We start from the raw sequence: 24,831 nt of genomic DNA on the forward strand, positions 1-24,831 counted from the left end.
GCCCCGCGCGGCGCCTCCGGCCCGACCGCCTGGCGCGACACGTCCACCAGGCGCGCGATCGCGGCGCCCCGGTCGAACGGAGGCGGCCCGACGGCCTGGCCGGTGCTGGTGGCCCGCGGCGTTCACACCGGCATATCGCCGCTGCTCATGCCGCGTCCGGTGGCCGAGGCCGAGCAGATCGGACACGCGATGGAGGCCGTCCAGGGCGGTTCCCCGGACGGCACGACCCGCGTCGCGCGGATCTCCTGGCTCGCCGGCGACTGGACCCTGCTGTCCCGGACGTCCCCGGCCCTCGACCGACGCGGCCGCCAGGTCCGCGACCGCGGATCAAGACCGGTGTTGCTGTCCGAGGGCCTGCTGGTGTCCGGCGTCACCGACCCCTGCACCCTCGCCCCGGACGCCCAGGCCATGCTGACCGCCGCGACGAGACGCGCGTACCTGTCGTTCCTCCACGACGAACGCCGCTACCCCGCGCCCGCCCCGTCCGAGCCGTTCAGCCTGCACGCAACGCGCTTCGACCACGAAACGGCCCCCGCCGAGCCGGGCACCCCGTGGTTCCGCCCATCCCGCTGGTTCCGCCCGTCCACCCAGCCCTGCCCAGACCCCACCCCGATCCTTCTACTAACCCTGCAAGACACCCCCTGACGATCCGAGCAGGCCACCCCTGGCGCGGTCCGCTGCTCAAGAAACCGCTCTTCTCCGACCTCGAAGCCGAGTGCGGGTGGGGCTCGGCATCGTGGACGTCCTCGCGCGCAAACCGAACTGCTCGCGCGGGGTGTCGGGCCCATCCACCGCTGCGAGGGATGGAACATGGCCGTCCTGTCCATCCGTCCGGAGATCACCCTCTGGGCGAGAGCCGGCGGTCTGCTCCTCACGACGCCTCGCACCGGCACCGTCCGCTACCGGCTGGAGGACGCCGCCGAACTGGTCGAGGTCATCGTCCAGTGCAACGAGGACCTCAACGCCCGATGACGCCCACAATTCAGGCGAGCACGCCCATCCGGCCAGCGTGACGAATAATGTGCGGAGCGTGAGAAGCTTCAACATCGCGGGTCCGTGCCGTCCCGACCGGCACTACATGCTGCCGCCGGAGCCGCGTCTCCCCGAGGCCCGCGAGTTGATCGAGGACCGCCTGTACTTCACCGTTCGTGCGCCCCGTCAGACGGGGAAGACCACGACGCTCGCCACTCTCGCCCGCGCGCTGACCGCCGAGGGCCGGTACATGGCCGTCCACTTCTCCTGCGAGGAGGCCGCAGTCGCCGGGGACGACTATGCGGCCGCCGAGCGACTGGTGCTGACGGCGATTCGCGAGGCGTGCGTCGGATTGGAGGTCCCGCCTGACTGCCTACCGCCCGAGAATTGGCCTGACGGGGGACCCGGCTCGCATCTTGAAGAGGCGCTGGCCGCCTGGGCACGGCGTTCGCCTCGGCCGCTCGTTCTGTTCTTCGACGAGATCGACGGCTTGACCGGTCTGAGTCTGGTCAGTGTTCTGAGCCAGCTCCGCACCGGCTACACGGTGAGCCCTGATGCGTTCCCGTATTCGGTGGCGCTCTGTGGGCTGCGGGACATCCGCCACTGGAACATCAAGGCCGCGTCGTTTCGGCTCGGCGATTTCAGTTTCAGTGAGGTCGCTGCGCTTTACGGTCAGCACAGCGAGGAGACCGGGCAGAAGTTCGAGGACGCGGCCGTCCAGCGGGCCTTCGAGGCCAGCCAGGGGCAGCCGTGGCTGGTGAACGCGCTGGCCCGGCACATTACGCGTCACATGCGGGTTCCGCTGTCCGAGCCGATCACCGACGCGCACATGGACGAGGCGGTCGAGCGGCTCATCCTTGAGCGCGCCACCCATCTGGACTCGCTGGTCGAGCGGCTCTACGAGCCTCGGGTGCATCGGGTGATCGAGCCGATCCTGGCCGGGACGCGCCTCCCCCTGGACGACCGGTACAACGACGACCTCTCGTTCGTCCGCGATCTCGGACTGGTGTCCCGGGGACGGCCGGTGCAGATCGCCAACCCCATCTACCAGGAAGTCATCGTCCGGGTGCTTTCGCAGGCGGTGGAAACGACGATCGACGCCGACCCGCGCGCTTTCCTCCTCCCGGACGGGCGTCTCGACATCCCCCGCCTCCTCACGGAGTTCGTCGCCTTCTGGAAGGCCAACGGGGAGATCCTCGACAAGCGCGAGACCTACCACGAGTTCGCCTGCCAGCTGGTCTTCATGGCCTTCCTCCAGCGCGTGGTGAACGGCGGCGGATTCATCGACCGCGAGTACGCCGTCGGACGCGATCGCGTGGACATCGCCGTCCGCAAGCCGTACACGGACGAAGACGGATGCCGGGCCGTCCAGTTCTCCGCCTTCGAACTGAAGGTGCGGACGGACAAGTCCGGTGACCAGGTCGCCAAGGGGCTCGTCCAGCTCGACGGCTACCTCGACAGCCTCGGCCTCGACACGGGAACGCTCATCGTCTTCGACCGACGCGGCAACGCCCCGTCCATCGCCGACCGCACCACGATCGACCAGGCCACGTCTCCCTCAGGACGTCCCGTCACCCTCATCCGCGCCTGACGGCCACTCCGCTTTCACGCTGTGCAGACCTGGCCGCACACGGTGACTTTCCGCACGTGCGCCTCGTCGACCCATGCGGCTCCGCCCGCTCACCTTCCCGCCGGCGCCCCTCGCCGGGTGTTGTCCGAGGTGGCGGGGGCGGGGGTGTGTCGTCACCTGGGGTGGTTGTCGGGTGACGGGCGAATGGGCGGGGTAGGGAATCTCGTAAGCAGGGTCTTGCGTTCTTGGGTGTGATGTCTGCCACGATGGGATGAGCGGCATTCGTCCCCTTTTACCCGGGGGATGAAGGCCACTGAGGTCGGTCGGTTCGCGGCGATCCCGGGGGCCGGCCCCGAACGAGGAGTGTCATCAATGACGATCGACTCCGTGCGCGGCGCGCCTGGCACCGGCGAGCTCGCCGACTCCGAACTCGTGCAGCTGCTCACCCCCGAGGGCGAGCGTGTCGACCATCCCGACTACCCGCTGGAGATCACGGCCGAGCAGGTGCGGGGGCTCTACCGCGACCTGGTCACCGTCCGGCGGATCGACCTGGAGGCCGTGGCGCTCACCCGCCAGGGGGAGCTCGGCATCTGGGCGTCGCTGCTCGGCCAGGAGGCCGCGCAGATCGGGTCCGGGCGGGCGCTCACCGACAACGACATGGTGTTCCCCACCTACCGCGAGCACGCCGTCGCGTACTGCCGGAACGTGCCGCCGCTCAACCTGCTGGGCCTGTTCCGGGGCGTCAACCACGGCGGTTGGGACCCCAAGGAGCACGGCTTCCACCTCTACACCATCGTGATCGGGTCGCAGACGCTGCACGCGACCGGGTACGCGATGGGCATCCAGCGGGACGGCGTGCTGGGCAGCGACAAGGCCGGCGCGACCATCGCCTACTTCGGCGACGGCGCGACCTCCCAGGGCGACGTGAACGAGTCGTTCGTGTTCGCCAGCGTGTTCAACGCGCCGATCGTCTTCTTCTGCCAGAACAACCAGTGGGCGATCTCCGAGCCGCTGGAGAAGCAGTCCCGCATCCCGCTGTACAAGCGGGCGCAGGGCTTCGGCTTCCCGGGCGTCCGGGTGGACGGCAACGACGTGTTCGCCTGTCTGGCCGTCACGCAGAAGTCCCTCGCGCACGCGCGCGACGGCCAGGGCCCGACGCTGATCGAGGCCTACACGTACCGGATGGGCGCCCACACCACCACGGACGACCCGACCCGCTACCGCCTGAAGGCCGAAGAGGAGGCCTGGAAGGCCAAGGACCCGATCGAGCGCGTCAAGAAGTACCTGGTCAAGCAGGGCGAGGCGGACCAGGCGTTCTTCGACGACGTGGAGGCCGAGGCCAAGCGGATGGCGACCGAGCTGCGCAAGGCGTGCCTGGCGCTGCCCGACCCGCAGCCGCTGGCGATCTTCGACCACGTGTACGCCGATCCGCACCCGATGATCACCGAGGAGCAGGAGCAGTTCGCCGCCTACCTGGCGTCGTTCGAGGACGAGGGGACGGCCCGATGACCGCCGAGACCATCAGCCTGGCCAAGGGCATCAACGAGGGCCTGCGCAAGGCCATGGAGAACGACCCCAAGGTCGTCGTCATGGGCGAGGACGTGGGCAAGCTCGGTGGCGTCTTCCGGGTTACCGACGGCCTGCAGAAGGACTTCGGCGAGGAGCGGGTGATCGACACGCCGCTCGCCGAGTCCGGCATCGTCGGCACCGCGATCGGCCTGGCGCTGCGCGGCTACCGGCCCGTGGTCGAGATCCAGTTCGACGGGTTCGTGTTCCCCGCCGCCGACCAGATCATCACGCAGCTGTCGAAGATGCACCTGCGGTCGCTGGGCGCGACGCAGGTGCCGGTCGTGATCCGGATCCCGTGTGGCGGCGGCATCGGCGCGGTCGAGCACCACTCGGAGTCGCCCGAGGTGTACTTCACCCACACCGCCGGGCTGCGCGTGGTGTCCTGCTCGAACCCGGTCGACGCGTTCACCATGATCCAGCAGTCGGTCTCCTCCCCCGACCCGGTGATCTTCTTCGAGCCCAAGCGGCGGTACTGGGAGAAGGCCGCGGTGGACCTGGAGTCCGCCGCGTCCGACTGGGCACCGCTGCACGAGGCGCGCGTGGTCGCGCCCGGCGAGCACGTGACCGTCCTCGCCTGGGGCCCCTCGGTGAAGACCTGCGTGGAGGCCGCCTCGGCGGCGGCCGAGGACGGCCGCTCCCTGGAGATCATCGACCTGCGCTCCCTGAACCCCCTGGACATCGACACGATCACCGACTCGGTGAACCGGACCGGGCGCTGCGTGGTCGTCCACGAGGCCCCGGTGTTCAGCGGGTTCGGCGCGGAGCTGGCCGCCCGGATCACCGAGCGCTGCTTCTACCGGCTGGAGGCGCCGGTGCTGCGCGTCGGCGGGATGTCCACCCCGTACCCGCCGTCCCGGCTGGAGGACCACTACCTGCCCGACCTCGACCGCGTCCTCGACGCCGTCGACCGGACCTTCGGCTGGTGACGCGGATGAGCGAGCGCAAGCAGTTCAAGCTGCCCGACGTGGGCGAGGGCCTGACCGAGGCCGAGATCGTCAAGTGGCACGTGAAGATCGGCGACCAGGTCGAGGTCAACCAGACCATCGTCGAGATCGAGACGGCCAAGGCGGTCGTCGAGCTCCCGTGCCCGTTCGAGGGGACGGTCGGGGAGCTGCTGGTGGAGGAGGGCGCGACGGTCGACGTCGGCGTCCCCATCATCTCCGTGGACGTCGAGGCGGAGGGCTCCCCCGGGCCCGCGCCCTCCGGCGGTTCCGCGACGGCCGCCCCGGCGCAGGCACCGGCGCCGGAAGCGGTGGCGCACGAAGAGGTGCCGCAGGCGGACGAGCCGGGCGTCGTCCAGCCCGAGCAGCCCAAGCGGCAGCCCGTCCTGGTCGGCTACGGCGTGAAGCCGGGCGCGACCAAGCGCCGTCCGCGCAAGCAGGCTCCTCCGCCACCGCCATCACCGGCCCCCTCTCCGTCCGTCGCCGCACCGGCCGCCCCCCAGGCGGCGGCCCGTCCCGCACCTACGGTAGGCGGCGGGGGCGCGGCGTCCAGAAGTTACCCACAGGTTGTGGACAACGGGTTGCCGCTGGCCAAGCCGCCGGTCCGGAAGATGGCCAAGGACCTCGGCGTCGACCTCACCACGATCACCGGGACGGGCCCGCGCGGGTCGATCACCCGCGAGGACGTCCAGCAGGCGCTGGCGGCGCCCGCCGAGGCCCCGGCAGCCGCCTCCGGCGTCCGGGCGGGCGCCCCCGCCGGAGTGCGGGAGGAGCGGATCCCGGTGCGCGGCGTGCGGAAGGCCACCGCGAACGCGATGGTCGCCTCGGCGTTCACCGCGCCGCACGTCACCGAGTTCGTGCAGGTGGACGTGACCCGGACGGTCGAGACCGTGCGCCGCCTGCGCGAGCTGCCCGAGTTCGCGGACGTGAAGATCTCTCCGCTCCTGCTCGTCGCCAAGGCGCTGCTCACGGCCGTGGCGCGCTACCCGATGGTGAACTCCACCTGGGTGGACGCCCCCGGGAACGGCACGGGCGGCGGCGGCGCGGAGATCGTCGTCAAGCACTACGTGAACCTGGGGATCGCGGCGGCGACCGAGCGCGGGCTGATCGTCCCGAACGTGAAGGACGCGCACACGCTCTCGCTGCCCGAGCTGGCCCGGGCGCTCGCGGACCTGACCGCCACGGTCCGCGCGGGCAAGGCCACCCCGGCCGACCTCACCGGCGGGACGATCAGCATCACCAACGTGGGCGTGTTCGGCGTGGACACCGGGACGCCGATCCTCACTCCCGGCGAGTCCGCGATCCTCTGCATCGGGCAGATCCGCGACATGCCGTGGGTGCACGAGGGCGAGCTGGCCATCCGCAAGGTGACGACGCTGGCGCTGTCGTTCGACCACCGCGTCATCGACGGCGAGCTCGGCTCCAAGGTGCTCAGGGACGTCGGCGCGATGCTGGAGGACCCGATCCACCTCATCGCCTGGTCGTAACCGGCGGAACCGCGACACGACGGCCGGGCCGGGGCATCGCCCCCGCCCGGCCGTCACGTCGCGTCGGCACGCGGTCAGAAGCGGCGGAGGGTGAAGGCGTCGCTGGCCGAACCCCCGAACAGGATGTCCAGGCGTCCGCTCAGTACGTAGGCGCGCCCGCCCGGCGTGACGGTCACCGCAGTCGGCCCCGGGTCGGACCACGGCGACACCGCGCGACTGACCTCGGCACTCCGCCCGAAGGAGTCGGTGGCATAGAACGTCCCGTCGGGCGCGACGGCCATGTCGTTGCCGAAGTGCTCGCCGCCGTCCCCGGCGACCTTGGCGAGATCGACGTACCGGACGCGGCGTCCCGTGCGCAGGTCGTAGACGCCGACCCCGGCGATGTGCTTCGCGGTCGCCGGAGTCGTCTTCACTCCAACGCCCGGGTCGGCGTTGGCGACCAGCAGGCGTCCGCGCGGCACGTCCACCTTGATTCCGGAGCGCCTCGTGCGCGTGCGGGGGAGGCACCCGGCGACATCCCGGCAGAGGATCGGAACGTCGCCTGGATGACGTTCACGTCGCCAGAGCTCAGAAAGATGACCCGGGACTGGGAAACGCACGCGCGCCTCGCCGCGCCGTCACGCGGCAGCGAAGGCCCCGCGGACGCGCCCTACGGCGGCGGCGGGCGGTCGTTCTTGTAGAGGCGGTCGCGGTCGGACGGGTCGCCTCGGCGCGACTGCAGACCGGTCATCATCAGCAGTTGGAGGGCGAAGGTGATGCCGCCGACGATGATGAGGATCACGCCCACGATGTGGATGTCCACCGGGTTCCGCATCGCGTTCGGCTGGATCGCGAACTTGAGGATCAGCCCGAGGGTGAGGGTGAAGACGCTGACGCCGAGCCCCATGGGTGACCTCCACCATGCGATCTGCCGTTGTCGTCCTGCCGTATCCGTTCCCTCAGGGCAGCAGACGTACTCGGGACGGTGATGGACACATCCCCTCCAATCAACCAGCGGACGCGGACACCCGGACACGCGGACGGCCCCCGCCATCAGGTGATGGCGGGGGCCGTCGCTTCCAGTTCCGCGGGAGGGCGGAGCGGGTCTACCGGTACCGGATCAGAACGCCTCTTCGGCGAGCTCCATGATGTCGAGGTTGGTGGTCTCGGTGGCGACGCGGTCGGCGGCGATCCGCGGCAGGACGGTCTGCGCGAAGAACTGCGCGGCCGCGACCTTGCCGGTGTAGAAGGACTTGTCGGCCTCCGACAGGCCCTCGCCGCCGAGCTTGGCGAGGGCGACCTCGGCCTGGCGCAGGAGCAGCCAGGAGATGACGACGTCGCCGGCGGCCAGCAGCAGCCGGGACGAGCTGAGGCCGATCTTGTAGAGCTCCTTCGGGTTCTCCATGGAGGAGATGGCCCACCCGATCATCGGGTTGAGGATGCCCTGCAGGTCGCCCAGCGCCCGCAGCAGCGCGGCGCGCTCGTTCTTCAGCCGGCCGTTGCCCGCCTCGGACTCGGCGAACGCCTTGATCTCGTCCGCCAGGACCTTCAGCGTGGCGCCCTGGTCGCGCAGGATCTTGCGGAAGAAGAAGTCCTGGCCCTGGATCGCGGTGGTGCCCTCGTAGAGGGTGTCGATCTTGGAGTCCCGGATGTACTGCTCGATCGGGTACTCCTGCAGGAAGCCCGACCCGCCGAGGGTCTGCAGCGACTCGGCACCGAGCAGGGCGTAGGCGCGCTCGGAGCCGAAGCCCTTGACGATCGGCAGCAGCAGGTCGTTGATCTTCTCGGCCAGCTCGTTGCGCTCGCCCGCGTGCTCGGCGACCTGGACGGCGTCCTGGTAGGTCGCGGTGAGCAGGACCAGCGCGCGCATGCCCTCGGCGTACGCCTTCTGCGTGAGCAGCGAGCGGCGGACGTCCGGGTGGTGGGTGATGGTGACGCGCGGCGCGGTCTTGTCGGTCATCTGGGTGAGGTCGGCGCCCTGCACGCGCTCCTTGGCGTACTCGAGCGCGTTCAGGTACCCGGTGGACAGCGTCGCGATGGCCTTGGTGCCGACCATCATGCGGGCGTTCTCGATGACGAGGAACATCTGCTTGATGCCCTCGTGCACGTCGCCGACCAGGGTGCCGACGGCCGGGTGCTTCTCGCCGAAGGTGAGCTCGCAGGTCGTGGAGACCTTCAGGCCCATCTTCTTCTCGACGTTGGTGACGTAGGCGCCGTTGCGCTCGCCGAGCTCACCGGTCTCCAGGTCCACGTGGTACTTGGGCACGAGGAACATCGACAGGCCCTTGGTGCCGGGGCCGGCGCCCTCGGGGCGGGCCAGCACCAGGTGGAAGATGTTCTCGGCCATGTCGTGCTCGGCCGAGGTGATGAAGCGCTTGACGCCCTCGATGTGCCAGGTGCCGTCGGGCTGCTGGACCGCCTTGGTGCGGCCGGCGCCCACGTCCGAGCCGGCGTCCGGCTCGGTGAGGACCATGGTGGCGCCCCAGCCGCGCTCGATCGCCATCTCGGCGAACCTCTTCTGCTCGGGGGTGCCGATCTCCCAGAGCAGCCGGGCGAAGGACGGGCCGCAGCCGAACATGTGGACGGCGGGGTTGGCGCCCAGCACCATCTCGGCCACCGACCAGCAGACCGAACGCGGGGCGTTGGTGCCGCCGAGCGCCTCGGGCAGCTCCAGGCGCCACCACTCGGCGTCCATCCAGGTCTTGTAGGACTTCTTGAACGACTCCGGCATCGTCACCGTGCTGGTGGCCGGGTCGAACGTCGGCGGGTTGCGGTCGGCGTCGGTGAACGACGCCGCGAGCGGGCCCTCGGCGAGGCGGTTCACCTCGTCCAGCACGCTCCGGACGGTGTCCTCGTCCAGGTCGGCGTACGGGCCGCTGCCGAGCAGGTCCTGGCGGTCGAACACCTCGAAGAGGTTGAACTCCAGGTCCCGGAGGTTGCTCTTGTAGTGCCCCATCGAACACTCCGTGGGTTTCGGCGGCGGCCGAGGGCCCCGCGTTACGTACTGGTCAGTAACTCCACATCATGCTACCCGCTGGTAACCACGCGCAACCCGGAGTCGGACGGCCTTTTCGCGGTGGATCGCGGCCGAGTGGCCCAGCTCACAGATCACAGCGGCCCGCGCGTCCGGAAGAGGCCAAGGGCCGCACCCGGCCCGCACCCGGCCCGCGCCCGGTCCCCGCCGCCGGCAGGCTGCGCGTCCCACCAGGAACAGCCCCGCGGTCCCGTCCGTTGAACCAGGCGAGGGCCCCTAGACGCCCTCCCGGACGAGGAGCGCGCCGTACCCGGCAGGCAAAGACGACGCGTCGCGAACGCTGTCGTTTACGTCCGGGAGTCTCATCATGGCTTGGGTCCTCATCGTCGTCGCGGGTCTGCTCGAAGTCGCCATGGCGTCCTGCCTGAAGCTCAGCAAGGGCTTCAGCCAGCTGTGGCCGTCCGCCGGGTTCCTCTTCTTCGCCGTCGCGAGCTTCGGCCTGCTCAGCCTCGCCCTGCGGTCGCTCGACGTCGGGACCGCCTACGCGGTCTGGACGGGCATCGGCGCGGTCGGCACCGCCGCGGTCGGCATCGTGGCGATGGGCGACAGCGCGTCCCCGCTCCGCATCGGCGCGCTCGCGTTCATCGTCATCGGCATCATCGGCCTGAACCTGGCCGGTTCGAACGCCCACTGACCAGCAGAAACGAGCTGTTGCGCCGGTAAGGAAAGGGTCGAGCGGGAACCGCGGGGCGGGCTCGGACGTCATACTCCTCGCGATGAGCGAACCCCCCGGGCTCACGCCCGCCGAACGGCGCGTGTGGCACGCCTTCCCGACCGGCGCCGAGACCGTCTTCGGGGACGAGCGGCCCTCCGGACCCGATCCCGACCGCACCGTCCGCGCCCAGATCATCAACCAGCTGCTGCTCGGCGGCGGTGAGACACGCGACGGGTTCGTCGCCGCCGTCCGGATCCGCGGGGCGTACGTGATCGGGCAGATCGAGCTGTCCGGCGGGGTCGTCCGGCACGAGCTGCGGCTCACCTTCTGCCGCCTGGTCGAGCCGCCCTTCGTCACCAACTGCCGCACCAGCACGCTCCGGTTCACCGACTGCCTGCTGCCCGGCCTCGACGCGGGCGGCCTGCACGCCGACGGGACGGTCAGCCTGTCCCGGTCGGTGGTCGAGGGCGAGGTCCGGCTGCCGCGCGCCCAGCTGCTCGGCGGGTTCCGGCTGAACAACACCGTGATCACCGAGTCCGACCCGGACCGGTGGGCGATGTTCAGCGGCGGGATGACCGTCGAGAACGGGTTCTTCGCCCGGCACGCGACCCTCACCGGCGGCGTCCGGCTGGTCGGGGCGCGGATGAACGGCGGGCTGTTCATGGAGGGCTCGACCCTCAGCAACCCCGGCCGCATCGCGCTGGACGGCGAGAACATGGTCGTGCAGGACGCCGCCGAACTCTCCCGCGGCTTCCACGCCGAGGGGACGGTCCGCCTCCGCAACGCGCGGATCAACGGGACGCTCTCGTTCGACTCGGCCGTCCTGGACTCGACCGACCCGGGACGGCTGGCGCTGCACGGCAGCCACATGACCGCCGACGAGGTGCTCATGAACCTCGCCGAGCCGATCAAGGGCAGGCTGTCGCTGTCGTACTCGCGGATCGACGTCCTGATGGACCGGCCGCGGATCTGGCCCGAGGAGATCTACCTCGACGGCCTCGTCTACCAGACCCTGCGCGGCCCGGCCACGCCGAAGGACCGGCTGAGCTGGGTGTCCCGCGACCCGCAGTTCCACCTGCAGCCGTACGAGCAGCTCGCGTCCTGGTACCACGGCATCGGCCACGACGACGTGGCGCGCAAGGTGCAGCTCGCGAAGCTCCGGGCGCGGCGGCGCAGGCTCGGGCCGGTGGCGCGCGCCTGGAACGTCGTCCTCGACTGGACGGTCGGGTTCGGGTACCGGCCGTGGCTGGCGTTCGCGTGGTCCGCCGCGCTCGTCGCGGTCGGCACCGGCGTGTTCTCGGCCGTCCATCCGCGTCCGGTCAAGGACGACGTCGAGCTGCCGCACTTCCACGCGCTCGTCTACAGCCTCGACCTGCTCATCCCGCTGGACTCGTTCGGCCTGCAGAGCTCCTACGACGCGGCCGGCTGGACGCGCTGGGTGGCGTACACGCTGATCACGGCGGGCTGGGTCCTCGCGACCGCCCTGATCGCGGGCGTGACCCGGGTCCTGCGCCCCGAATAACCCGAACGTCCGCCGCCGGACCGGTCAGACTGGGCGGGGACATCGCGGACGGGCCGGACTGACGGCCGGACCGTCACCGCAGGCTCCCCGGCGCCGGGCGTGCGCCGGAGGGCTTCGGGGAGGATGTCGCGGATGGATCGGCGCGCGGCGCGCCGCGGCGCACGACGGCCGCGGGCCGGCGGCGGTCCTGTCGAGTGGGACGCGAGGGGAGAACCATGGGCACCTATCTGATCACCGGCGCGACCGGGGGCATCGGCGGCGCGACCGCTGAGTTGCTGCGCGACCGGGGACACGAGCTGATCCTGACCGGCCGGTCGCCGGAGCGGCTGGCGGCCGCGCAGGCACGGCTGTCCGGCGGCGCGCACGCGCGGACGCAGGAGTTCCGCCAGGTCAGCGCCGACCGCGCGGGCGGCGCGGCGGACGGCCGGGCGGGAGGCGGCGCGGGCACCGCGACCGACGCCCGCGTGACGACGCTGCCGCTCGACCTTGCCGCGCCGCGCCGGCTCGAAGCCGCGCTGGCCGCCGCCGGGCTGCCGGACCGGCTGGACGGCCTGGTCTACTCGGCCGGTGTCGCCCACCTGGACAGGGTCGCCGACACCGAGACCGAGGAGTGGATCGAGCACCTGTCGGTGAACCTGGTGTCGGCGGCGGAGCTGACCCGCCTGCTGCTGCCCGCGCTGCGCGCCGCGCGGGGCCACATCGTCTATGTGAACTCGACGGCCGGACTGCGCGCGAACCCCGGCTGGAGCGCGTACGCGGCGAGCAAGTGGGGGCTGCGGGCGCTCGCCGACTCGGTCCGCGCCGAGGAGCCGGACATCCGGGTGACCTCGTTCTTCCCCGGCCGGACGGCGACGGAGATGCAGCGCCGCGTCCGCACGCAGGAGGGCGGGACGTACGACCCGTCCGACTTCGCCTCGCCGGAGTCGATGGCCCGCTCGGTCGTCGCCGCGCTGGAGACCCCCCGCGACGCCGAGATCACCGAGCTGGTCGTCCGGCCCAAGCGCTGACCGCTCGCCGGGGCGGGGCCCCGCGCGTGCGATGCGGAGACGCCGGCCGCCGCGTCCGAGCCGCTGAGGCGGGCGAGGGCGCGGCCCGGCGGTCGCCGCCGAGCCGGCCGGGCGGGCTCAGGAGCGGCGCAGCATCCAGGCTCCGAGGACGCCGCCGATGAGCCCGAACAGGTGGCCCTGCCAGGAGATGGACGGGTCGCTCGGCAGGACGCCGACGAGCATCGTGCCGTAGACGGCGACGACCGCGACGGCGATGACGATGTCGAGCACGCGGCGCTCGAACAGGCCGCGTCCGATCAGGTAGCCGAAGAAGCCGAAGATCAGGATGCTGGAGCCGAGGGTCAGCGCGGAGCTGGTGAACCAGACGCCGAGGCCGCCCACGATGATGATGACCAGGGACGCGGCGAGGAACCGGCCGATGCCGCGCACGGCGGCGAGGAAGCCGAGGATCAGGAACGGCACCGTGTTGGCCATCAGGTGCCCGAAGCCGACGTGCAGGAACGGCGCGGAGAAGATGTCGGGCAGGTCGCCGACGTCGTGCGGGTGGATGCCGTACTGGTCGAGGCGTCCGTTCGCCGCGTAGTCGACGCCCTCCAGCACCCACATGCCCGCCGTGACGAGCAGGATGAGGGCCGCCGCCCCCAGCACCCTCGTGCCCTGCGTGGCCAGGCCCTCGTTGCGGCTCTCCCGTTGGACCGGGGAGTAGCTCATGGTTCCCACCCCGTCGCCGTGCTCGTCTGTCGCCGTCCTGTCAACGATCGTCCCCCGCCCCGACGTTCCCGTCCAGGGGACGACGATGCGGGGGACGCGGCGATGTGGCGGATATCGCGTACCGGCGCTCCGCGCGGAAGCCACCCTGGGGAGCGCCGTGCGGAAGTCACCCTGGGGAGCGCCGTGCGGAAGGTCACGCCATGGGGAAGGTCACGCCGGTCCGGCGTGGGTCAGGCGGCGGCCTCGGTGATGTCGCCGCGGACGGTGATCACGGGCAGGTGGTGCCGGACGGGCGCGTCGGCGCGGCGGCGCAGGAGGCGCCGCTCCTCGGGGGTCGTCCCGCCCCAGATGCCGTCGGGTTCGCCGACGCGCAGCGCCCACCGGAGGCAGTCGGCGACGACGGGGCAGTTGCTGCAGATGGCCTTGGCCTGGCGCTCCTGCTCGCGCAGGTCGGGGGCCGCGTACCCGATGGGGAAGAACAGGTCGGGATCGGCGCCACGGCAGATGGCGTGGTCGCTCCAGTGCTCTTCTGCGGCGTTGGGGTTCGGCATGAGCGTTTGCTCCCTGCGACGGCCCGGCAGGTCACGCCGGGCGGTTCGGGATGGGGTGGTTGTCCACCCAACGTAGTACTACGAGCGGTAGTACTACAAGTCGCGGTGGCGGGTGGCGTGGAACGGCCGGATAACCTGTGCGCGTGCGCCCGGTTCAAGATGTGACTTTCCGTGAAGCCACCCGTGTTGACCTGCCCTGGATCGTCCGGCTGCTGGCCAACGACCCGATCGCCGCGGGCCGCGAGTCGCTCGGGGGCGACGGCCAGGCCGAGGCCGCGGCCGAGTCCGCGGGCGGGGCCGTGGGCGGGGCGGCGGGCGCCGGTGTGCCCGCGGCCTACTACACCGCCTTCGAGGCGATCGAGAAGGATCCCAACAACTCGGTCATCGTCGCCGAACTCGGCGGCGAGATCGCCGGGTGCCTCCAGCTCACCTACATTCCGGGCCTCACCTACACCGGCGGCGAGCGCGCCCAGATCGAGGGCGTCCGGGTGGCCGCCGAGCAGCGCGGGCGGGGCATCGGGCAGCTGATGGTCGGGTGGGCGATCGAGCAGGCCAAGGCGCGCGGCTGCCGGCTCGTCCAGCTGACCACGGACCGGCAGCGCCCCGAGTCCATCCGCTTTTACCAAAAAATCGGCTTTCGTCCGTCCCATATGGGGATGAAGTACCACCTGGACGTGTCCGAAACCTCGGAGCCCGGCTGAGTTTCGCGGGCCTCCGGATCCGCGTGCGACAGCTCGGGACGTTCACCACGAAATACTGACTCGACGGACAGTGGAGGCCCCGGAGGCCCGGCGTGACCGAGAGCCATCTGGAGATCGAGCGGAAGTACGACGCCGCCGCCGACTTCGCCCTGCCCGACCTTTCCCGCCTGCCCGGCGTCCCGCACCTCCGGGAGGCCGCGCCCCTCCGGCTGCACGCCGCCTACTTCGACACCGCCGACCTGCGTCTCGCCGCGCGCGGCATCACCCTGCGCCGGCGGCGCGGCGGCGGGGACGCGGGCTGGCACCTCAAGCTGCCCGCGCCGTCCGGCCGGCTGGAGATCCGGGAGCCGCTCGGCGGCACCCAGGCCGTCCCGGGGACGCTCGCCTCGCTCGTCGTCGCCCACACGCGCGGCGAACCCCTGCGCCAGGTCGCGGCCCTCGACACCCACCGCCGCGTCACCGTCCTGCTGGACGAGGAGGGCGTGCCGCTCGCCGAGGTCGCCGACGACGCCGTCACCGGAACCGTTCTCGGCACCGACTCTGAGAAGCGGTGGCGGGAGATCGAGGTCGAGCTCGTGAACGGCCCGCCGGAGCTCCTGGACGCTGTGGATAACCGGCTTCGGGAAGCCGGAGCGCACGAGTCGTCCGCACCGTCCAAGCTCGCCCGCCTGCTCGGCGATCGGGTCGGGCGGCCGGAGGAGACGGCGGAGAAGGACGTTGGCGCGACAGGGCAGAGCGCGGGCGAGGTCGTCATCGCACGCCTGTCCGCGCAGGTGGACGCCCTGTTGCGGCACGATCCGGCGGCCCGGCGCGGCGCGGACGACGCGGTCCACAAGATGCGGGTCGCGGCGCGCCGCTCGCGGGCCGTCCTGCGCGCGTACGCGCCGCTCTTCGACCGGCGGAGCGTCCGGCCGGTCATGGAGGAGCTGCGCTGGCTGGGCCGGGTGCTCGGCGAGGTCCGGGACCTGGAGGTTCTCCGGGAACGTCTCGCGGCGCGCGTGCAGGCGGTCGCCGCCCCCTCCGGCCCCCGCCCGTCCACCGCCTTGCCGCGATACGGTCCCGGCGCCTTCGTCCATGTCGATGACCCTCCGCCCGCCGCGTCCGAGCGGCCGGCGGCCTCGCCGTCCTGGCTGGACGAGTTGGGCCAGGAGGAGCAGCGGGCGTACCGGCGCTTGAACGTCACCTTGTGCGAGCCCCGGTACCTCGCGCTGCTCGACGCGCTCGAAGCTCTGGTCGCCGAGCCGCCGTTCACCGGCCGCGCCCGGCGGCCCGCCGCCGAGGAGATGCCCGCGCTGCTCGACCGGGCGCGGCGGCGGCTCGTCCGGAAGCACGACGTGCTGGACGCCGATCCCGGCCCCGAGGACGTCACGACGGCCCGGCACGACGTGCGGAAGGCGGCCAAGCGCGTCCGGTACGCGGCCGAGACCGCCGCGCCCGTCCTCGGCGCGGACGCCGAGCGGACCGCGCATGCCGCCAAGGCCGTGCAGAACGCGCTCGGCGAGCACATGGACGCGCTGATGACGATGCGCCGGATCGAGGAGATCGCCGCCCGCGTCCGCGATCCGGCCGAGGCGTTCGCGCTGGGCCGGGTCCACGGGCTGGAGCAGCGGGCGGCCGACGCGTCCCTCGCCCGTTTCGCCGCCGCGTGGAAAGCCGTCTGACCTGGTGCGTCCCGGACGCCGTCAACGGATGTCGTGGCGTTCCAAGCCTGCCAGGGAGTCGTCGGTGAGATGCGCGACCCAGAACCCGCCCTTGGGCAGGGACGCGTCCTGCGGCGCGTCCTCCCCGAAGCGCCGGCACAGGCCGGTGACCAGCTCGCCGACGATCTCGCCGTGCGTGCAGACGATGAGCGGGCCGTCCGCCCGGGACAGCTCCAGCAGCCGGTCCAGGGCGCGGTCGGGCGCGGTGTCCCCGACGGTGACGGACGCGTCGGTGGTCACGTCGGCGCGCGTCCGCCGCGCGTACGGCAGGACGGTCGCGACGCAGCGCGCGGTCGCCGAACTCACGACCCGCGCGGGCCCGAACACAGGCAGCAGGTCGGCGAGCGCCATGGCCTCGGCGCGTCCGCGCTGGTCGAGAGGGCGCAGGACGTCCGGTTCGTGCCAGTGGCTTTTCTCGCCCGCCGACCCGTGCCGGACGACGACCAGCGGACGGGTGCGGAGCGGGCCGGTCGTGAACGCGTGCAGGACGTCCTGGTCGGAGCGGTAGCTGAGGCGGCGCGCGGCCTCGTCCACCGGGAGCCATTCGACGGCGTCCACCTCGTCGTTCGCGACGAACGCGGGCCCGCCGGACGCCACCGGCGTCGCCGCCCACCAGTCGACCTGCTTCGGACGGCCCTGCACGGCGTAGTCGGCGGACGGCAGGCGGCGGCCGAGCACCGCGACGATCCCGGTCTCCTCGAAGATCTCCCGGACGGCCGCGCGCAGCGTGTGCTCGCCCCGCTCGACATGCCCCTTGGGGAACGTCCAGTCGTCGTGCCGGGGACGGTGGATGACCGCGAGCTCGGGCGCGCCGTCCTCCCGTGCGCGCCACAGCAGCCCGCCCGCGGCGCGCACGGTGTCCGGCCCAGGCGCGGGCCCGGACGCGTGGGCGGCCCCGGAAGCGTCAGCGGGCCCGGACGCGTGGGCGGGCTCAGCCATCGACCGTCCTCCAGCGGTGCGTGCGGACGAGGTGGGTCTGGATGTCCAGCAGCTTCTCGCCGGGCGCGGCGGCGCGGCGGGCCCAGTCGCCGTCCGCGTCCAGCCACCAGGAGGCGGTGTCGTCGGCCATCGCCAGGTCCATCAGTCCGGTGAGCAGGTCGCGGTGCCCGGGGTCGGAGACGCGGACGAGCGTCTCCACGCGCCGGTCGAGGTTGCGGTGCATGAGGTCGGCGCTGCCGATCCACACCTCGGGCTCGCCGCCGTTCTCGAACACGTACACGCGGGAGTGCTCCAGGAACCGGCCGAGGACGCTGCGCACCCGGATCGTCTCCGACAGGTCCGGCACGCCGGGGCGCAGCGCGCAGATCCCGCGCACCCACACGTCCACCGGGACGCCCGCGCGGGACGCCTCGTACAGCGCGTCGATCACGACCTCGTCCACCAGCGAGTTGCACTTGATCCGGATCCGCGCGGGCCGGCCCGCCCGGTGCGCCTCGGCCTCCCGCTCGATCCGCTCGACCAGCCCGGGACGCAGCGTGCGGGGCGCGGCCAGCAGCCGCCGGTAGCCGTCGTTGCGGGAGTAGCCGGTCAGGTGGTTGAACAGCGCCGACACGTCCTCCCCGACGGCCGGGTCGCAGGTCAGCAGCCCGAAGTCCTCGTACAGCCGGGCGGTCTTGGAGTGGTAGTTGCCGGTGCCGATGTGGCAGTAGCGGCGCAGCACCCCGTCGGCGTCCTGCCGGACGATCAGGGCGAGCTTGCAGTGCGTCTTCAGCCCGACGAACCCGTACACGACGTGGCAGCCCGCCTGCTCCAGCTTGCGCGCCCAGGCGATGTTCGCGCGCTCGTCGAACCGGGCCTTCAGCTCGACCACGACGACGACCTGCTTGCCCGCCTCGGCCGCGTCGATCAGCGCGTCCACGATCGGGGAGTCGCCGGACGTCCGGTACAGCGTCTGCTTGATCGCCAGGACGCGCGGGTCGGTCGCGGCGTCCTCGATCAGCCGCTGGACGGTCGTGGTGAACGAGTCGTACGGGTGGTGCACCAGGACGTCGCGCTCGCGGATCGCGCCGAAGATCCCCTCGTCCTGCGCGATCGCCTCCTTGGACGGCACGAACGGCGGGTAGCGCAGCTCCGGCCGGTCCAGGTCGGCGATCGCGGACATCCCGGCGAGGTCGAGCGGGCCGGGCACGCGGTAGATCTGGTCCTCGTCGATGGCCAGCTCGGTGGTGAGCAGCTCCAGCACCGCCGGGGAGATCGACTCCTCGACCTCCAGCCGGACGACCGGGCCGAACCGGCGGCGCAGCAGCTCGCGCTCCAGCGCCTGCAGCAGCCCCTCGCTGATGTCGTCGTCGATCTCCAGGTCCTGGTTGCGGGTGACGCGGAACGCGTGGTGCTCCAGGATCTCCATGCCGGTGAACAGCTGCCCGAGGTACGCGGCGATCACGTCCTCCAGCGGGGTGAACCGGTCCGGGGACGCCTCGATGAAGCGCGGCAGGACGGGCGGGACCTTGACCCGCGCGAACATCGACTTCCCGGTCTCGGGGTCGCGGACGATCACCGCGAGGTTCAGCGACAGGCCGGAGATGTAGGGGAAGGGGTGCGCCGAGTCGACGACGAGCGGGGTGAGGACGGGGTAGATCCGGTCCCGGAACAGCCGCCGCATGCGCTCCTGCTCGGTGTCGGCGAGCTCGTCCCAGCGCAGGATCTCGACGCCCTCCTTGACGAGCGCGGGCCGCAGGTCGTCGCGGAAGCAGGCGGCGTGCCGCAGCATCAGCTCGTGCGCGACCTCGGAGGTGCGCTCCAGCACCTCGCGGGGGCGGCGGCCGGACGCCGACTTGACCGCGAGGCCGGTGGCCATCCGCCGGGTCAGCCCGGCGACCCGGACCATGAAGAACTCGTCCAGGTTGGAGGCGAAGATCGCCAGGAACCGGACCCGCTCCAGCAGCGGCATCTCCGGGTCCTCGGCCAGCTCCAGGACCCGCTGGTTGAACCGCAGCCAGCTCTCCTCCCGGTCCAGGTAGCGCTCGTCGGGCAGCGCCTCCGGCTCGGCGGACTGGGGGAAATGTCCTGGATTGACGGTCATGCGGCACATGCTCCCCGGTCAAGGTGAACGGTGGTGAAACTGCAGCGTGCGGTCCCCGTTTGCGGCTCTTGTGGTGGTTACTACCGATCATGCCCCCGGAATACCGTGATCACTCGGGACGCCCGCACCCGCGCCGAGCGGCATTCCGGCCTCCCTTGGGCGGCGTTCCGGCCGCTCCCAAAGGGGCTTTCCCGCCGCTTCCCGGTGGATCACCCGCGCGCCGTTCGTGGCCTCTCCTGGACTTCGCCGCATGTGAACCGGCGTGTGCAAAGGCACGTCCACAGGAAGAGGGCAGGACGGCGCCGCAGCACGGCGGCGGGGAGTAACGACCTGTCCACAGAGAGAGATTGGGACGGGATCCGCCCGTGGGTACAACCAGAGACGTGGCCTCCCAGGAACACCTCAGCGTCCCGCCCGCCGTCGGCGGCCTTCCCTCCGCGGCGACCGTCCCGTGGCCGCGCTGCCGCGCGGTCTTCGGCTGCTCCGGACGCCTCGTCGAACCGTTCGGCGGCTGCCCCGCGCACCTGCGCCCGGGCGAGCGGGCCCTGTTCGTCGGACGGCTGCGGCCCGCCGCCGACCTGGACCTGCGCGGCGTGACCGTCCCCGCCGACCTGCTGGCGGAGGTGCTGGACGCGCTGACCGGCCCGGACGGGCGCCCGCACCTCGGCCGCACCCGGCTCGACGGCGCGGTGCTGCCCTCGGCCGCGGCCCTGCGCGGCGCGTGCTTCGAGGGCGACAGCTCCTTCGACGGCGCGGCGTTCGTCGGCGGCGCGTCCTTCTACGACGCCCGGTTCTTCGGGCACGTGTCGTTCCGGGGCGCGCGGTTCGGCGGCAACGCCTCCTTCCACCAGGCCCGCTTCCACCGGCACGCCGCGTTCACCGAGACCGTGTTCGCCGGGGACGCCCTGTTCGGCGAGGCGTCCTGGCTGGCCGACGCCGACTTCACCCGCGCGGTGTTCATCGGCGCGGCCGCGTTCGACCGCGCCCGGTTCGGCCGCGACGCGGGGATGCAGGCGGCCTGCTTCGGCGGCGCGCTGTCCTGCCGCCGCGTCCGGGTCGCCCGGCACGCCCGGTTCGACCGCGCCCGGTTCCGGCGCGGTCTCTGGCTCGGCCCGCTCGCCGCCGGGGAACGGCTCGTCCTCACCGACGTGTCCGCGCACGGCGGCGTCCAGGTGCAGGCGAGTGCGGGCCGGATCGAGGCGGACGGGCTGACCGTCCGCGGCGACGCCGACCTGCGCGTCCGCGGCGGCGACCTCGACCTCACCGGCACCGTCTGCTTCGGCCGGCTGCGCGTCCGGGCCCAGCAGCGGCCGTTCTGCGGGCTGCCCGAGAAGGCGCCGCCAGGGACCGTGCTGCCTGGGAACGGGCTGCCTGGGAACGGGCTGCCTGGGAACGGGCTACCCGGGACCACGCTGTCCGGGACCACGCTGTCCGGGAACGCGCTGTCCGGGAACGCGGGGGCCGTGCCCGCCGTCCGGGTGCTGTCGGTGAGCGGGGTCAGCGCCCCGCGCGTCGACCTGACCGACGTCGACCTCAGCCGCTGCCGTTTCCTCGGGCTCGCGCACCTCGACGCCCTGCACATCCGGGGCCGCTGCGCGTTCGCCACCGCCCCTGGCCACCGTCCCCTCGCCCGGCACGCCCGGCGGCGCGCCGTCCTCAGCGAGGACGCGGACGGCGCGAACGCGGTCCGGCTGGCCGTCCTGTACCGGCAGCTGGCCCGCGCGACCGCCGACGCCGAGGGCGGCCCCGCCCGCGACTTCCGCTACCGCGCGCTGGAACTGCGCCGCCGCAGCGACCCCGACCAGTGGCGCCGCTGGTCCCTCCACCTGCTCTGGATCACCTGCGGCTACGGGCTCCGCGTCGGCCGGACGGTCGCCTGGGCCACCGTCCTCACCGCACTCGTCCTGGGCGGGGCCACCGTCGCGGGCCGGAGCCACCGGCACGCCGCCGCCCACCCGCGAGGCACCCACCACCATCCCGGATCCGTCCGGCCGGCCCCGTCCGGCGGCTCCACTTCGCACTCCCCGCCCCGGAGGACCCGGAACACCGCCGCCCTAAGGACGGGCCAAGGGACATCGAGAACGGCCACTCGCCGCCTCTGAATCACCGCCAGGGGAAGCTTCGTCTTACCTCTCGGAGGCGACGCCTTAACCGCCCGGCAGCCTCGGACACGTGCCGTTCACGGGGCCGAGCGCGTCAAATGTCAGACCCCTGGGTAATGATGCGGAACATGAGCAGGGAAACCCACCAAGGGTTGCGGTGCCCGCACTGCGAAACGCCCCTCAGTCTCGTCACCGCGCCCACTCACGCCCCCTCGCACACCGAGCCGGGCGCATTCCCCACACCCGCTTCCCCGTCCACTCCCGCACCCACTCCCCCACCCGCTGGAACGGCCGCCCCCGCGCCCGCTCCGAACGTGATCGGTATCGTCCAGCCCATTCGGGTGCGCGACGAAACACCGCCGCCGGTCGCGGAAGTCCTCGCCGTTTACGCGGGACGTTCCAAAGACCCGATCACCAACGCCCGGGGAATGGCACGCGTCCGGGAAAGCCTCGAACGCGGCCGCTCCGCCGCCGCCCAACGCCGCCTCGCCCAACGCACCGCTCGCCGCACGGCCCGCTCCGCCTAGAAATGCCTTCGCGGTAAAGGCCGGGACGCCCCCGAAGCGGCAGGTGTGGAGGGCGCGTTCACCCGTGCCGAGCGTGCGGCGAGTGTGCCCGAGTGCGGCCTGAGCGCGCAGGGGACGAGCGCCGAGCGCGTCAGGGCGCCGGGGCCAGGCGCGGCTCGTGCATGGGACAGGCGCCGCGCGGGGTGACGCGCGGCGCTCGTCCATTGCCGTTCGGCTTGGGCCGATGCCGTTCGGCTCGGGCCGATCAGCGGAGGGCTACTCGTGGCGGCTGTCCGGGAGCTGTCCGGAGACGAACGGCAGGCGCGGAACCGAGGCCGTCCATCCGGCGCCGACGTGCACGGTCGAGTTCAGCACCGAGCCCGCCGGGAAGCCCGGGTAGAACCTGCTCGGCTTGACCAGGACCGTCTGGGTGGCGAGGGCGCGCCCCATCGACGGGTCGACGATCAGGCGGGTCTGCATGTCGACCGAGGCGTTCCCGCCCGGCCGGACCAGCCCGACGGCCACACCGCGCTGCCCCCCGTCCGCGGTGACCTTTCCGAGCGAGGCGACCCCCGGAATGCCCGCGAGCATCCGGAACGCCGCCGCCCGCACCTTGGGGCCCACGGGCTGGTCGGCGACCAGCCGGAGCCCGATGTCGAACAGCCACGCGTCGAGGTCCGGCTTCGCGGCCTCGCCGCCCCGGACCGCCTCGGCCTCCGCCTTCTTGCCCGGCCCCGCGTACCAGCGCAGCAGCTCCGCCTTGAGCGCCTTCGGGTCGGCCGGAAGCGCCCGGATCTGCTTCACCGTGATGACCCTGCCGAGCCATTCGCCATGGGTCTTCATCGGTCCCCGGGTCGCGGTGGCCTTGCCGGGCTTCGGCGACAGCTTGGCCGCCTTGAACTTCCCGTTCGGGAAGTAGTACTTGATCGTCCAGTTCGTCGGGGAACCGGCCTTCCGCCACAGCGCCTTGTCGGCGTCCGTGGCGGGGTGCGCCCCGAGCTTCTGGGTTCGGGACGCCACGAGACCGGTCGGCGAGGTCGGCGTCCAGTTCTCCGTGCGCTCCTCGTCGACCACGCTGTAGGCGGACGCGCCGGCCCCCGCACGCGTGTACTGGCGGAACACCTCCGTCACGTGCCAGTACGCGCCGGAGGAGGCCGCGTCGGTCTGCCGGTCGGCGGACTCGGCGGCGGTCAGCAGGACCGTCCTGCCGTCCAGCGTCCGCGATCCGTCACGGTTCTTCGCGGCCGGAGTCCCGCCGTCTCCGCCGATCGGGACGAGCACCGCGGCCGCCACCGCCGCGGCGGCGACACCGGCCAGCCCGAGCCCCCACACCGGGCGGACGCGTCGCCGCGCGGGCGCCGTCACGGTCGTCGTGCCGTGCGCGCCGTGCCGGGCCCGCGCCAGCTCCCGCTCGCGGGTCCCGGCGTCGACCAGGGCGTTCGGGTCGAGGTCGTCCGGACGTGCGTTCATCAGCATCTCCATCGCGTCACGCTTCATGTCTTCGCCTCCTCGCGCGTCAGGCCGCATGGCCGACCCGCTTCACTCCCTGTTCATGGCCCGGCTCCGGCGCACCGGCGGCGCCCGTCACGCGGGCGGTGTCACGTCCACCCGGACCGTTCGCCCCACCGCGGCCCTTCGCCGCACCGACGCCGTTTCGCGCCCTGCCGGTGGATGGGGCACCGGGGCCGCCGGGCGCGCGGCGTCCGGCTGCGGTGGACGCCGAGTGCCCGTGCTCGTCCTGCTCGACCGCCTGCTGGAGGCGGCGGCGGGCCCGGTGCAGCCGGACCCGGAAGGTCGCCTTCGAGCAGCCGAGGACCCGGGACGCGTCGCGGGGCGTGAGCCCCTGCCACGCGGTGAGGATGAGAATCTCCCGGTCGTCCTCCGACAGCGCCGCGAGCGCGCGCAGCACTCCCATCCGCTCGGCGACCTGCTCGGCGACGTCCCCGGCCGGGCCGGGCGCGTGCTGCCACTGCTCCTCGGCCAGCGCCTCGCGCCGGACCTCCGCGCGGTGCCCCTCGCGCAGCACGTTCCGCGCCACACCGAGCAGCCACGGCAGCGCGGGTTCCGGAACGTCCCGGATGCGCCGCCACGCGATCGCGAAGGTCTCGCTCACCACCTCGTCGGCGATCTGCCGCCCGGCACGCGCGGTGGCGTACGCCCACACGCGCTGCCGGCAGGCGTCGTAGATCGCGGTGAACCGCGTCTCATCGGCCGTCACCTGCTTCTCCATCCGTCCCGGTGTGTTCCGTCATCAGGAAGTGGTGCGGGAGAGGCAAGTGTTACCGGTGCGATCACCGACTTTCCGGGCCCCCTTCCGCCGGACGCCCCGGGCGGAGGCCGCGCGGCGCGGGCGTGGAGGGGCGGGAGCGCGCTGGCTGGAGGGGGTGGAACGGTGTGGCCGGAGAGGGACGCGGCCTCGGCGGGCGAACCCGGCCACTTACTCCCTTTAGCCCCAATTCCGTTTATAGGCGGGAATTGATCGGCGCCCCTAGATCACCCGAGCAGCCATTTCCATGTTCCCAATACGACCCCCCTTCCAAACCGCTAGCATCCCGCGAGTCGGCGATCGTCAAAGCCTTTCCCCCTTCCTCATCCGCTCGGGAAAGGCTCTTCTTGGAGGGCGTCCATGAACACACGTGCCGTCCGGTCCGGGGCGCTGCCGCTGGCGGCGGCGCTGCTGCTCGGCGGATGCGGCGGGCACGGGGCCGGGGACGCCGCGGGCGCGGCGGGACGGCCGGGGCCCCGCGGAGCGTGGCGAAGGTCGTCGCCTCCGGCGCGCCCGCCCCCTGCCCCGGCCGTCCC

Annotated in this window: 21 protein-coding genes and 1 riboswitch; of the genes, 12 read left to right on the forward strand and 9 right to left on the reverse strand. The window is 72.4% G+C overall.

Features of this window, described 5'->3' with window-relative positions; translation table 11 throughout:
- The 6 genes from AB0J52_RS03305 to AB0J52_RS03330 form a co-directional block, all read left to right on the forward strand.
- Nucleotides 1-645, forward strand: a 645-nt coding sequence (locus AB0J52_RS03305; RefSeq protein WP_500179931.1) for a hypothetical protein, incomplete at its 5' end; no start/stop codon positions are given.
- 165 nt (nucleotides 646-810) lie between these two features.
- Complete coding sequence (locus AB0J52_RS03310) at nucleotides 811-972, forward strand: hypothetical protein (protein WP_500179932.1); 162 nt, start codon at nucleotides 811-813, stop codon at nucleotides 970-972.
- 58 nt (nucleotides 973-1,030) lie between these two features.
- Entirely contained in the window at nucleotides 1,031-2,563 is a 1,533-nt protein-coding gene (locus tag AB0J52_RS03315) for a hypothetical protein (protein WP_500179933.1), read from the forward strand.
- A gap of 351 nt (nucleotides 2,564-2,914) precedes the next feature.
- On the forward strand, nucleotides 2,915-4,051 hold the full coding sequence (pdhA, locus tag AB0J52_RS03320; RefSeq protein WP_500179934.1) for a pyruvate dehydrogenase (acetyl-transferring) E1 component subunit alpha: 1,137 nt from the start codon (nucleotides 2,915-2,917) through the stop codon (nucleotides 4,049-4,051).
- The gene (locus tag AB0J52_RS03325; RefSeq protein ID WP_500179935.1) at nucleotides 4,048-5,037 is read left to right on the forward strand and encodes an alpha-ketoacid dehydrogenase subunit beta; all 990 of its coding nucleotides are present in this window, start codon (nucleotides 4,048-4,050) and stop codon (nucleotides 5,035-5,037) included. The genes pdhA and AB0J52_RS03325 overlap by 4 nt, the downstream gene beginning before the upstream one ends.
- Nucleotides 5,038-5,042: 5 nt before the next feature.
- Nucleotides 5,043-6,539: a dihydrolipoamide acetyltransferase family protein gene (locus tag AB0J52_RS03330; protein ID WP_500179936.1), complete on the forward strand. Its 1,497-nt coding sequence runs from the start codon at nucleotides 5,043-5,045 to the stop codon at nucleotides 6,537-6,539.
- 74 nt (nucleotides 6,540-6,613) lie between these two features.
- Here the strand turns inward: AB0J52_RS03330 and AB0J52_RS03335 are convergent, their stop codons facing one another.
- The 3 genes from AB0J52_RS03335 to AB0J52_RS03345 form a co-directional block, all read right to left on the reverse strand.
- A complete protein-coding gene (locus AB0J52_RS03335) occupies nucleotides 6,614-7,000 on the reverse strand; it encodes a hypothetical protein (protein ID WP_500179937.1) in 387 nt (128 codons plus the stop codon).
- Nucleotides 7,001-7,188: 188 nt separating this feature from the next.
- Nucleotides 7,189-7,425 carry a DUF6458 family protein gene (locus tag AB0J52_RS03340; RefSeq protein ID WP_500179938.1) on the reverse strand — a complete coding sequence of 79 codons (237 nt, stop codon included), beginning with the start codon at nucleotides 7,423-7,425 and terminating at the stop codon, nucleotides 7,189-7,191.
- A gap of 213 nt (nucleotides 7,426-7,638) precedes the next feature.
- Nucleotides 7,639-9,474, reverse strand: a complete 1,836-nt coding sequence (locus AB0J52_RS03345) for an acyl-CoA dehydrogenase (protein WP_500179939.1) — start codon at nucleotides 9,472-9,474, stop codon at nucleotides 7,639-7,641.
- Nucleotides 9,475-9,757: 283 nt separating this feature from the next.
- Nucleotides 9,758-9,825: riboswitch (guanidine-III (ykkC-III) riboswitch) on the forward strand.
- A 34-nt stretch (nucleotides 9,826-9,859) separates the two neighbouring features.
- Here AB0J52_RS03345 and AB0J52_RS03350 point away from each other — a divergent pair.
- From AB0J52_RS03350 to AB0J52_RS03360, 3 genes are all read left to right on the forward strand, one after another.
- Nucleotides 9,860-10,186 (forward strand): DMT family transporter, encoded by a 327-nt coding sequence (locus tag AB0J52_RS03350; RefSeq protein ID WP_500179940.1) that lies wholly within the window; start codon nucleotides 9,860-9,862, stop codon nucleotides 10,184-10,186.
- An 82-nt stretch (nucleotides 10,187-10,268) separates the two neighbouring features.
- The gene (locus AB0J52_RS03355; RefSeq protein WP_500179941.1) at nucleotides 10,269-11,729 is read left to right on the forward strand and encodes a hypothetical protein; all 1,461 of its coding nucleotides are present in this window, start codon (nucleotides 10,269-10,271) and stop codon (nucleotides 11,727-11,729) included.
- A gap of 215 nt (nucleotides 11,730-11,944) precedes the next feature.
- Complete coding sequence (locus tag AB0J52_RS03360; protein ID WP_500179942.1) at nucleotides 11,945-12,736, forward strand: SDR family oxidoreductase; 792 nt, start codon at nucleotides 11,945-11,947, stop codon at nucleotides 12,734-12,736.
- A 117-nt stretch (nucleotides 12,737-12,853) separates the two neighbouring features.
- On the opposite strand, the gene AB0J52_RS03365 is transcribed toward AB0J52_RS03360, so the two are convergent.
- Entirely contained in the window at nucleotides 12,854-13,447 is a 594-nt protein-coding gene (locus AB0J52_RS03365; RefSeq protein WP_500179943.1) for a rhomboid family intramembrane serine protease, read from the reverse strand.
- Between the two features lie 230 nt (nucleotides 13,448-13,677).
- Nucleotides 13,678-13,998, reverse strand: a complete 321-nt coding sequence (locus AB0J52_RS03370) for a WhiB family transcriptional regulator (RefSeq protein ID WP_500179944.1) — start codon at nucleotides 13,996-13,998, stop codon at nucleotides 13,678-13,680.
- A 161-nt stretch (nucleotides 13,999-14,159) separates the two neighbouring features.
- Here AB0J52_RS03370 and AB0J52_RS03375 point away from each other — a divergent pair, with 161 nt between their 5' ends.
- Both AB0J52_RS03375 and AB0J52_RS03380 read left to right on the forward strand, forming a co-directional pair.
- Nucleotides 14,160-14,699, forward strand: coding sequence for a GNAT family N-acetyltransferase (locus AB0J52_RS03375; RefSeq protein WP_500179945.1), 540 nt, complete (start codon nucleotides 14,160-14,162; stop codon nucleotides 14,697-14,699).
- A 92-nt stretch (nucleotides 14,700-14,791) separates the two neighbouring features.
- Nucleotides 14,792-16,360 (forward strand): CYTH and CHAD domain-containing protein, encoded by a 1,569-nt coding sequence (locus tag AB0J52_RS03380; protein ID WP_500179946.1) that lies wholly within the window; start codon nucleotides 14,792-14,794, stop codon nucleotides 16,358-16,360.
- Nucleotides 16,361-16,381: 21 nt separating this feature from the next.
- Here AB0J52_RS03380 and AB0J52_RS03385 read toward each other — a convergent pair whose 3' ends face one another.
- Nucleotides 16,382-17,338 (reverse strand): NUDIX hydrolase, encoded by a 957-nt coding sequence (locus AB0J52_RS03385; protein ID WP_500179947.1) that lies wholly within the window; start codon nucleotides 17,336-17,338, stop codon nucleotides 16,382-16,384.
- Nucleotides 17,331-19,421, reverse strand: coding sequence for an RNA degradosome polyphosphate kinase (locus AB0J52_RS03390; protein ID WP_500179948.1), 2,091 nt, complete (start codon nucleotides 19,419-19,421; stop codon nucleotides 17,331-17,333). Before AB0J52_RS03390 ends, AB0J52_RS03385 begins: the two co-directional genes overlap by 8 nt.
- A gap of 383 nt (nucleotides 19,422-19,804) precedes the next feature.
- Here AB0J52_RS03390 and AB0J52_RS03395 point away from each other — a divergent pair, with 383 nt between their 5' ends.
- Nucleotides 19,805-21,523: a pentapeptide repeat-containing protein gene (locus AB0J52_RS03395; protein ID WP_500179949.1), complete on the forward strand. Its 1,719-nt coding sequence runs from the start codon at nucleotides 19,805-19,807 to the stop codon at nucleotides 21,521-21,523.
- Between the two features lie 782 nt (nucleotides 21,524-22,305).
- On the opposite strand, the gene AB0J52_RS03400 is transcribed toward AB0J52_RS03395, so the two are convergent.
- On the reverse strand, nucleotides 22,306-23,526 hold the full coding sequence (locus AB0J52_RS03400; RefSeq protein WP_500179950.1) for a CU044_5270 family protein: 1,221 nt from the start codon (nucleotides 23,524-23,526) through the stop codon (nucleotides 22,306-22,308).
- 19 nt (nucleotides 23,527-23,545) lie between these two features.
- The gene (locus tag AB0J52_RS03405; protein ID WP_500179951.1) at nucleotides 23,546-24,247 is read right to left on the reverse strand and encodes an RNA polymerase sigma factor; all 702 of its coding nucleotides are present in this window, start codon (nucleotides 24,245-24,247) and stop codon (nucleotides 23,546-23,548) included.
- Between the last annotated feature and the right edge of the window lie 584 nt (nucleotides 24,248-24,831).

This window comes from Spirillospora sp. NPDC049652 (assembly GCF_040675125.1).
Lineage (GTDB): Bacteria > Actinomycetota > Actinomycetes > Streptosporangiales > Streptosporangiaceae > Spirillospora.